Below are 10958 nucleotides of genomic sequence, written 5' to 3'. Positions count from 1 at the left end.
CGCGGAGCCATGATCGGAATATGGGTGATGGCATAGGGCTGGCGGAGTGTCTTTGGGCGTGGCGCGATTCGTGTACGTCGATACTCGCGTCTGGTTTTATGAGGACCCCTCTCCCGCGGGGAGAGGGGGTACTGCGCTATCCGGATGACGGAAATCCCGGTGCTTACATCACCTTGTCCGGCTTGCCTTCGTTACCCGAGATGAACGGGCTCCACGGTTGCGCGCGGATCGGCTTCGCGGTCTTCCACACCACGTTGAACTGACCGTCGGCCTTCACTTCGCCGATCATCACGGGCTTGTACAGGTGGTGGTTGTCGCCCATCGTCAGCGTGAAGCCATCCGGTGCCTTGAAGGTCTGGCCGTACATCGCGGCGCGCACCTTGTCCGGATCGGTCGTGCCGGCCTTCTTGACCGCCTGTGCCCACATGTGGATACCCACATAGGTGGCTTCCATCGGGTCGTTGGTCACGCGCTTGTCGCCGCCGGGCAGGTTGTTCGCCTTGACCCATGCCGCCCACTTCTTCTTGAACGCTTCGTTCTCGGGGTTCTTCACCGACATGAAGTAGTTCCATGCGGCCAGATGGCCCACCAGCGGCTTGGTGTCGATGCCGCGCAGTTCTTCCTCGCCCACGGAGAACGCCACCACCGGCACGTCCTTGGCCTTCAGGCCGGCGTTGCCCAGTTCCTTGTAGAACGGCACGTTCGAGTCGCCGTTGATCGTCGAGATCACGGCCGTCTTGCCGCCCTGCGAGAACTTCTTGATGTTCGCGACGATGGTCTGGTAGTCGCTATGACCGAACGGGGTGTAGACCTCCTCGATGTCCTTGTCGGCCACGCCCTTGCTCTTCAGGAACGCGCGCAGGATCTTGTTGGTCGTACGCGGGTACACGTAGTCCGTGCCCAGCAGGAAGAAGCGCTTGGCGCCGCCGCCTTCCTTGCTCATCAGGTATTCCACGGCGGGGATGGCCTGCTGGTTCGGCGCGGCACCCGTGTAGAACACGTTCTTCGACATTTCCTCGCCCTCGTACTGCACGGGGTAGAACAGCAGCGAGTTCAGTTCTTCATAGACCGGCAGCACCGACTTGCGCGACACCGACGTCCAGCAGCCGAACGTCACGGCGACCTTGTCGTTGGTAATCAGCTGACGTGCCTTCTCCGCGAACAGCGGCCAGTTCGAGGCCGGGTCCACCACCACGGGTTCGAGCTTGCGGCCCAGGACACCGCCGCTCTTGTTGATCTCGTCGATGGTCATCAGGGCCACGTCCTTGAGCGACGTTTCCGAAATGGCCATCGTGCCCGACAGCGAATGCAGGACACCGACCTTGATCGGGTCCTTCGACTGCGCCATCAGCGGGCTGGTACCGATCATCGCCGCGGCGGCTACCGCCGACAGCTTCAGCATGTCACGTCGTTTCATTGCAGCTCCCAGTTTTCGTATGTGGTTAGGGACTACGCACCCCGGGTGATGCTTCTGCAACTAGCGTGCCACCGCGAAAACGCGATGCCGACGTGACAATTCCTCAGGTTCGCACTAGCATGGTGCCGCCCATCATCACGGCAACGCGCACTGTTTTCGTGCGCGCGCCAGAAAACGGGGCGTAGCCGCCGCCAGACCGCGCCACGCCTGCGCTGAAACGGCCTTGCGCGGACTTCCTGCGTGGTGCGTTCAGCGCCGATCGAGCGTCTCGCCCGTGTGCATGTCCTTGAGCGGCTCAGACGATGCACCGAAATATGGCCGGGCCCAGATCAGCGTTCGGGCAGGCGTATCGCGGATGGCGGCAATCGAGAATTCGCTGCGCGCGGGGAACACGACTTCGGGCCCGAAGCGGCCGCCGTCGGCGCGCGGCATCTCCAGCTGGCGCCCTGCCGGGCCCTCGACCGCGAACAGATAAGGGCGCGGCCCGCCCGCTCCCGCCTCTGCCGCCGCTCCCGCCAATCTCGACGCGCGATCGGCGTCCGCGAGCAGGGCCGAATGCATGAGCGGCTTCGCCGTCCTCACGATATCGCCCTCGACGATGGTCCGGCCGTAAAGGCCGGGCGCACCGGCGCCGCCGCGATAGGACGCCCCCGGAAAATCGCGCAATGCGAGCAGATCCGCGCGCGACGGCTGCCGGGCACCGCGCGACGCGCCCGAGGTCAACGGCAACGCGGCGCCCTGCAGCAAGGGCAGCATCATGGCCTGCTCGTACTGGCGCTCCGCTTCGGAGAACCTTCGCGCGAGCGGCGCGAAGCGCTGGGCGCGCGACTCGGCCTCCGCATCGGGCAAGGGCGGTGGCGGATCGAAATGCGGGGCCGGCGCGATCGCGGCGATCGCGTCCGCCATGCCGGGCTCGGTCCTGCGATGGCCCGTCAGCAGGTCTCGCTCCATGGCGGGCCTGCCCGGGCGAAGCCGCGCCGTCGCGGCCGCCCCGGCGGGGACTTCGTGCATCAGCACATAGCGCACGCCGCCGTCGCTTTCCATGGCGCCGATTTCGAAGCGGGTGCCCGGTGCGTAGACCAGCGAGGGATTGGCCTCGCCATGGAACGGCGTCGTGTTCCTGCCGGTACGGCCCTCGATACGGAACAGCGTCGGGATGCCCGCATCGACGGTACCGACCGCGGCGCCCTCGCCGCGGCCGAGCGCGGCGCGCGCGTCGGGCAGTGCCATATCGGTGGAAAGGAAGATGTCCGCGGTCACGATATCGCCGGTCCTGACGAGCCGCTCGTATGCGAGCGCGGGCGTGCGCGTGGCGAAGTACGATACGCCGGGCGTCGGCGGCAGCGCGTGCAACGCGGCCGCGAGCGCATGCACGTCGCGCGTCACGGGCCCCGCGCCCGTGCCGCGCAGACTATCGTTGTAGGCGCCGGGCAGCTTCGCGAAAATGGCGACCGGATCGTAGGCGTCGCGGTTCGCGAAGACACGCGGGGCCACGCGCATCTTCGCGTCGTCGATGGCGCGGTGGCGCACGACCTCGCGTTCGTTGTGCGCGGCATATGCGGTCATCGCCTGCTTCATCTCGTCGAACATGCGCCGCGGCCCCGTGGCATGCCGGGCGGCGCGCTGCGGCCGCGACACAGCACCTCGCGCGACCGCGGCCGGCATATCGGCACGTTCGGCACGTTCGGCGCGGTCGGCACGCGCCGCGCCGGCCGGATCGTAAGAGACCTCGTGGCGCGCGCGGCGGGGAACCGCCTTCCCGCCCAACGCCTCGGTGTCGTCGTGCCGGACCGTATGCTTGCGGCCCCTGTCGCTCACCCTGACACGCCCGTCCCTGCCCGTCACCTCCGCATCGACGCCGCGCTCGCGCAGCGCATCGCGCAGCGGTGCGGCAAGCGCGGCGGAGTGGCAGCCGACCAGACTGACCTTGCAGGTGTCCGCATTGGCCGCGAGCGGCGCCACCGCGTCGGCCAGTGCCGATATCGGCCGGCCGCTCAATGTCTGCGTGCCGGGGTCCCATTCGCCGACGAGGCTGTACTTGTGCCGGCCTCCCGCGCCGGTGGCGTCGCCGCGCCCGGACCACGGCACGAGCATGGTCGCCGCATGCTTGTGGCGCAGGCTTTGGGCTGCGTTCAAGACCTTGCCGCTGTCGTCGAGCGGCATCACCACGCGGTGATCGTAGTCGGGCATCGGCTCGCCCGTCAGCAGATGCCTGGCGACACCCGTCGAGGTGCCCGCGGCCGGCTTGTCCAGCCAGACATAGGTGCCATGCGCGGTATCGAGGATGTCGCGCACCGTCATTCGCGTATTCGGCGGATAGTAGACCTCCGTCCGGGCGTCGGGCCCCTGATACGGCGAAAACGGCGCGAGCGACTTTGCCGGCTGCCCGTCGAACACCATCAACACGGACTGGCGATCGGGCCTGTTGTCTGGCGCAGCGCCATGGTGGAGCATCGCCTCCTGCGCATAGCCCTTCGATGCCATCGCGTGAATGGCGGGTCCACCGACGACGTCCCCTTCCCGCACCATGCGGCCGAACACGCCCCGGGGCATTCTGTACGCGCCATAAGCGGTACCCGGATGATCGGGCAGCCTCGCCACCGTCTCCAGGAGGTGGGTCAGCGGCCGGTCGCCTTCGGGTGGCGCGCCGGCCGCCAGGCGCTCGAGCTGCCGCCGCTCGCGCATATCGAACAAGGGACGCGGTTGCGCGATCATCTGCTGCTGCGTGGTCTGCCAGTCCTCTCGCGCCTTGTCGCCCGACATGAGATCGGACTCGTCATAAAGGCGGTGATGATGGACCGGTATCGTGGGCGCCGCGCCGCCCAGCGCGTCAGGATCCGCGGTGTTCATGGGTAAGGTCTTTTTTTTTCCGCTGGCGAGCACCTTCACCTCGCCGGTCTCGCCCGTGACGCGGGTGGCCGTGTGCGGCTGCCCTGCCGCGAGCGCGGCTGTCGTACGCGCGGTCAGGCACGCACTGTCGCAGCCGAGCAGGTTCAGCTTGCCCAGCGTGGCGTCGGGGTTCGCGCGCATGCGGTTGCGGGCCAACCCGGCAAGGCGCTCGGGCGACAGGCCGCCGAGCGTGGCGTGCGTGGCGTCGCCGTGGCCCACCATCGTGAATTTGACATGGCCCTTCAGGCCGTCGGGCGGCAGGGGATCGGGCACGGCGCCGTGATCCCCCTCGCTGGCGGCCACACGCACGACGCGCGTGCCAGGATGCTTTTGCGCGACGTGCCGCGCGGCGCGGTCGACGGTCGGGGTATCGCCCAGGGCGAATACGACGCGGCTGTCGTAAGGCGTCTTGCCGGCGTCGCCCGAGTGTCCCGCGCGCGCGACGTGCTCGACGTGCTCGACCTGCCCCGCGTGCCGGGCGGCCACGGCGTGACCGGCATGCGCGTTGGACCCGGTGCGCCCGGTGGGCCCAGCGAGCGGCTGGTGCGGGCGCCGCTGGGCGCGCGCGGGTCGGATCGCCGGTGGCAGCCCCACATTGACCACGGACGCCGTGATCTTCACCGGTGCCGCGGCCACTTCCCGCCGCACGCCGCCCGTCGCGTAATCGACCTGATCCGCATCCACCGTCGTCCCGATCAGCGTCGTGTCGCCACCGGACGCCACATGCACGCTGCTGCCGCGAATCCGCGCGCCCGTCTCCTGCTCGCGCGCGTACGTGCTGCGTCCCACGAACGCGCCCGGCGACCCCACGCCCGTCGACGCGCCCGCCCCCACCTTCACGCGGCCGATATCGAGGCTCGCATTGAACTGCGTGGCATCACGGCTCTCGCGTTCGCGCGCCACATCGAACGTGACATCGCCACCCGCCGCGACGCGCACGTCGGTGGCCGCCGACAACGACGTGCCGGCGAATCGCGCGTCGCCGCCGCTGGCGATATCGACCGCGCCGTCGCGCGCGACCACGCCACCCGCCACATCGCGCGCATCGCTCGTCGACGCGCGCGAGACATTGACCCCGGCACTGACGCCGAACGACTGGGTACCGATCGAGACACCGCCGTTCGCGGCCGTGCTCGCATCGCCAGTGTCGCGCGTCACGCGGGCCGACTGGAACGCAAGATCGCCGCCGGCCGCGATGGTCACCGCGCCCCCCTCGATCGTCGTGCCTTCGAGCGTGGCGTCGCCCGTCGCCCGGACGGACACGTTGCCGCCCGCGTGCATCCGGCCCACCTGCACGCCGCGACCGTTGTCATGCGCGTGCGCGGTCGCATGGTCGCCCGATACCCCGACGCCCGGGCTCGCCAGATCGATCTGGACCGTCGCCCCCGTACCCGCCGACTGTTGCGAACGCGCATGCGTGTCGTACGCGGCCAGATGCTTCACCGACCCGGCGCGCACGTCGATCTCGCCCTTCGCCTCGACCTGCGTGCCCACCAGTCGCGTCTCGCCCGACGAGGCCGTCGACACGTCTCCGCCCGCGCGCATCGACGACACCACCGCTGTCTCCGTCGCCGCGACATCCTGCCCCGACGACTGTCGATAGTCGATCTTGAGCCCCGCCCCCGCGCCGACGCCCGAGCTCAGCGTGCTGGCCGACTGCCCGGGCTCGACGGCCGCAGGCAGGCCCGCCGACGCAGAGGCATACCCACCCACGCGCGCGCTGCGATCGCCGGACCTCGTGGTCCGGTACGTGGTATCTCGCGCGGCCTCGCTCACGATCGTCGCGGCCGACTGCGTCAGGCTGCCGCCCGACGACACCGCCGTGCCGACATCGCGCAGCGTATCGCCCGCGTGCCGGACGAGATCGCCGCCGGCGGCGATCGACGACGTGACCGCGGTCGAACCGCCTTCGGTCCCCTGCTGACGCGCCTCGCGCCACTGCCATCCGGCCTCGGCATTCACGTGGGCCGCGGGCAGCCCGCCCGGCTGCTCGCCCGATGGCGCCGCGCCAATACCGGCCTGCGCACCCGCGCTGGCCGACGCGTAATAGCCGATGCCCGCGTCGCGGCGGCTCCAGGTGTTGGCCGTGACATCCTCGGCGGCCACCGCCGAGACGTTGCGCGCATCGAGCCGCATATCGCCACCGGACGCCAGTCGCGACCCCTCGATGCTCACGTCGTGGCCCGCCTTGACGCGCAGCGCGCCACCGGCCTCGATCGCCGAGCCCCGATGAACGACCTTGCGCGAGGTCCCGCTCCGCGTACTGTCGGCGAACAGTTCGAACGTGCCCTCCGCGCCGGCATTCGCGGCCGCATTCGCGCCGAGCCAGACTCCACGGCCCTCCCGGTGCGCCCCCGATCCGGCGCCGGCGTTCGCCCTCGCATGCGTGGTGCCCCCGAGGCGCAGGATGCTGCGGCGCGCCGTCGTCACCGCCGACGTCGATGTGTTGGGCGCGGCCACGACATCGATGCTGCCGGCCCGCAGGTCCGCGTCGCCGCCCGCCTTGACGTCCGCGCCCTGTAGCGTCAGCCTGCCCTTCGCCTGCATGCCGGCACGGCCACCCACGTCGATCGTGCTGCCGACATGCCTGCCCGAGACCGACTCGCCGACCGTGTCGGTCGCGTCGAACAGCGCGCCGTTGATGCCGTAGCCGCTCTCGTGGCTCACCGTGCGTTCGACGGTCTTGTCGGTACGGCCGACGATGCGCAGATCGCCATCGCTGCGAAGGTCCGCATTGCCACGCACCCTGACCTGCGCGCCCGCGAGCGTCGTCTGCCTGCCGCTGTCCGCGCGCAGGTTCCCGCCCACCTGCAGCGACGGCCGGGTGTGCCGGGTCTCTTCGACGGAATGCGTGCGCATCGACGTGGAAGTCGTTCCGGCGGTGCCCGTGGTCGTCGCGTGCGTGGTCCGCTCGGACGTCGTGTCGAGGACCAGCCGGCCGGCGGCGGACAGCCTGGTGTCGCCTTCGGACGCGATCGTGCCGCCCGTCACCTCGATATCCTTGTCCGATTGCAGATCCACCGTGCCGCCGCGGATCTCGCCCGAGCGATTGACGATGCTGCCCCTGGCCCTGAGCGTCACCGAAGTCGCGCCCGAGATAACGCCGTGCTCGTTGTGGACGCCATCGGTATCGAGGTCGATCATGTCGGCCTCGATGGTCGCCGATCCCCGCGTGCGGGCCCGCGTCGCCGCGGACAGGTACACGACGGGCGCCATCATCGACATGCCATTGACGTCCGTGCGTACCATCCACACGATGTCGCCGGCGAGCCCGCGTTCCTGCGCGGCAGTCAACGCTTCGCCATGCACGAGCCCGAGCCGGTGCGCATCGCGTAACGCGTTGCCGATCAGGGCGCGCATCTGCTCGTTGGCATTCTCGTACTGCGAGAGCACGCCCCGGCCCGTCAGTTCGGCCATCTGCTCGCGCACGAGCGTCTGTTCGAGCCAGGCGTCGCCAGAGCGCGGGTCCTGTGCCGGATCCAGGCCCAGGCCCAGTATCAGGTTTCTGCTGGTCACGAGATCGCTGGGCGGCGCGTCGCCGTGCGGTGCTGGCGTGGACGAGCGTTCGTCGGGGCCCGATTGAAGGTCGTTCGAGCCGTTGGCGATCGAGACATTGTCGTTCGAGCCAGCGTCGTTCGAGCCAGCGTTGTTCGAGCCGTTGGCGATCGAGCCATTGTCGTTCGAGCCGTTGTCGTTCGAGCCGTTGGCGTTCGAGCCGTTGGCGTTCGAGATATTGGCGATGGAGCCGTTGGGGTTCGAGCCGTTCGTGATCTGCTCTGCCAAGGTCTCCGCCCTGTACGTCGTTCCGTCGGAGGACTGCCCATCGGACTTTCCGCCACCGGCTTTCCCCGCATCGGCTTTCCCCGTATCGGCTTTCCCCGCATCGGCTTTCCCCGTATCGGCTTTCCCCGCATCGGCTTTCCCCGCATCGGCTTTCCCCGTATCGGATTTCCCCGCATCGGCTTTCCCCGCATCGGCGTTCCCCGCATCGGCGTTCCCCGCATCGGCGTTCCCCGCATCGGATTTCCCCGTATCGGATTTCCCCGTATCGGATTTCCCCCCATCGGACTTTCCGCCGTCGGACTTCGGTCCGCCGCCGGAACCCCCATCGGCAGTGCCGCCCCCCGAGCCGTCGTTGGGCGGCGGCACAGGCGGCAACTGCAGGGAACGCGGGTTCCACGGATACCTCGGCCTCCAGTATTCGCCGCCGTCCGAAAGCACCTTCACGTAGCGCGCGGTCAAGAAACTGGAGCCCGCGGTCAGGCCCAACGGAATCTGCCACTTCACCGCCAATTTGCGCGTCGCGTCCTCCTTGTTCTGCGACTGCTCCGATTCGGGCGCGAGCACATCGTCGATCGCCGACGTCTTTGCGCCACGATTGGTGATCGCGAACCCATCCCCCGCGATAACGCTCGCGCGAATGCCAGCGTTGTAGCCATGTTCGAAGGTACTTTTCACCTTCTTCATGACCTCGCCCTGATACGCGCACATATCATCCGGCGGACCGTAGCTTCCCCCGCACATCCTCCATTCCATGTCCTTAAAGAGAATGCCGTAAGAGACCCAGTAATCGCGCCGTGTCTTGGTGGTATGTTTCCAGGACAGCCGGGTCTCGAGCGCGAGGTCGTCGTTCGTCAGCGTCGCGCCCTTGAGCACGAAACGATTGCCCACGTCGTCGTAGATCCCTCTGCTACCGAATAGGCTCCCCGTGTTGTCGCGGGTCGCGGTAAAGCCTTGCGCAAGGATCGAGTTCCCCGCCCAGATGGTGCCCCCGATATTTCGCAGATCCGAGAAATTCAGCCACAGTTTATCGCTCGCGAGGATCTTCGGCGACTTGCTCCGCTTCGGGGCCGCATATTCCTGCCATTCGACCATCTGCGCCTTGTAGTTCTGGTAGTACCGATACCGTCGCGTCGGCCCGTGCCAGCGGTAGTGCTCCTTGCCATCCTTTACCGTCTCGTGCTCGAAGGTGACCCACCGACGCGTGTCCCCCTCCTTGACCTCGTTACGAATCTGCCCCGCGACGAGCCGCAGCCGCGTGGCATCGATCACCCCGTGATTGACGATCGTGTTGGCCCGCAGATCCGCCCCGACCATCATCCCGCCCAGCATTTGCGAAATATGTCCGGTGTTCGTCAGCCTGCCGTTCACGATTGCGGACAACTTCTGACGGGCGGCGATCGTGCCGTGATTGGTGAGCTCGCCGCCGCCCTCGGACGCGCCCTCGGGCACGCGCAGATTGAGCTTGCCCGCCATGGCATACAACTGGAGCCGGTCCGCAACGATGGCCGCGTTCTCGTGGTTGACGATGTGAGGCGCCTTCAGCGTGAGGTTGTCGCGGGAATGAATGAGACCCCTGTTCTCGAATGGATCCCGCAACTCGATCAAGCTTGCGCTTTTTCCGCGCGTCTCGGACCCCTCCGACATACGGAGCGTCGCACTCGGCGTGTGCACGTTGTTGTGCATCCAGTCCCAGGGCAGACGGCGGGGGTATTCGTATTCCAGCATCTGAGGGCCGCCGGGGCCCGCAGCCAGGTCCAGCCTGCGGAGCGACATATGCGTCGCCCCCGCCGAGATCAATCCCGCGCCAGCCGGCACCACCATCTCGTCGCCTCTGATATCCAGGCGGTCGCCGGACACCACCAGCGCGCCTGGTCTGAGCACGAGCGCGGCCTTCGGCACGGTCACCCTCACGCCCTGACGCGCGAGCACGCTGCCGCCCAGACGGACACCCATGCCACTGTCCCCGGACATCAGGTAAATCCGGTCCGCACTCATTGCCCCAAGCACGGTGCTGTCGATGGCAAAGCCTTTGGGCGTCTTGCTCCGGCCGATCGGATGAACGAAACGGCCCTGGTAATCGATCCGTGCGGCGCCCGCGATCAGGGCCAGATCGCCGGCACGATCCGCGGAACCGGCGTACACCCTGCCATTCAACGTGACCTGCTTGGCCATCAGTTGCGTCACGACCTGGCGACTCGCGTCGAGCCCGTTCGTGCGGTTGCCGCCTTCGACAAGAATGTCGCCGTCCGTCACTTCCACTCCGCCGAGCCCGCCTGACGCCTCCCAGTAAGGCTTGCCCGTCGTGAGCGTCACGCGGTCGCTCCCCTCGAAGCTGCAGCCGGAACAGGTAATGCCGTTGGGATTGGCGATCATGAGGTCGGCCTTGTGCCCGCGGACTTCCACGTGGCCGCCGAGCGTGCTGCGCTCCGCCGACACCACCTCGTTCACGATCAGACTGGCGGCGCTCGTCAGGCCGGGGTTCGCCCTGTCGACATAGCCAGCGAACGATGCGGGGTCCATTGGCTTTCCATCGGGGGCAAGGGTCGGCACGTTGTTGAACGCCAGTCCGTTGCGGCCGACGTTGAACGCGGTGTAGCGGTTGTGGGACACGCCCGCGGCATTGGGGGGCGCGATCTCCACCATCGCGACGCCATGGTTCCAGGTATGGGTCCGCACGCCATCGAGGGCGACAAGCGCCGGCGGACTCTGCGACGCATGGGACGGCGCCATCGGCACCGTCATCCACGCCGCCGCGATGGTCATCGTGGTCACGTCGGCGGGCCGGATCGAGTGTGCCGCGCGCGAGACGATCTCGGAGACTGCGCGGGAAAGAGTACGAGGGGTAGGTTTCAAGCGTTGCTCCACGGCT

The 10958-nt window shown here is 68.1% G+C and carries 2 protein-coding genes; both read right to left on the bottom strand.

What is annotated here, in order from left to right:
• Nucleotides 1–163: 163 nt before the first annotated feature.
• On the bottom strand, nt 164–1417 hold the full coding sequence (gene urtA / locus AAHB16_RS11950; protein ID WP_150372327.1) for an urea ABC transporter substrate-binding protein: 1254 nt from the start codon (nt 1415–1417) through the stop codon (nt 164–166).
• A gap of 249 nt (nt 1418–1666) precedes the next feature.
• The gene (locus tag AAHB16_RS11945; protein ID WP_342050958.1) at nt 1667–10942 is read right to left on the bottom strand and encodes a hemagglutinin repeat-containing protein; all 9276 of its coding nucleotides are present in this window, start codon (nt 10940–10942) and stop codon (nt 1667–1669) included.
• Nucleotides 10943–10958: the final 16 nt, after the last annotated feature.

Source organism: Cupriavidus sp. OTU4054 (assembly GCF_038440175.1).
Lineage (GTDB): Bacteria > Pseudomonadota > Gammaproteobacteria > Burkholderiales > Burkholderiaceae > Cupriavidus > Cupriavidus pauculus_D.
The sequence above is the reverse complement of the archived record's forward strand: the minus strand, read 5'-3'. Positions and strand labels throughout refer to the sequence as shown.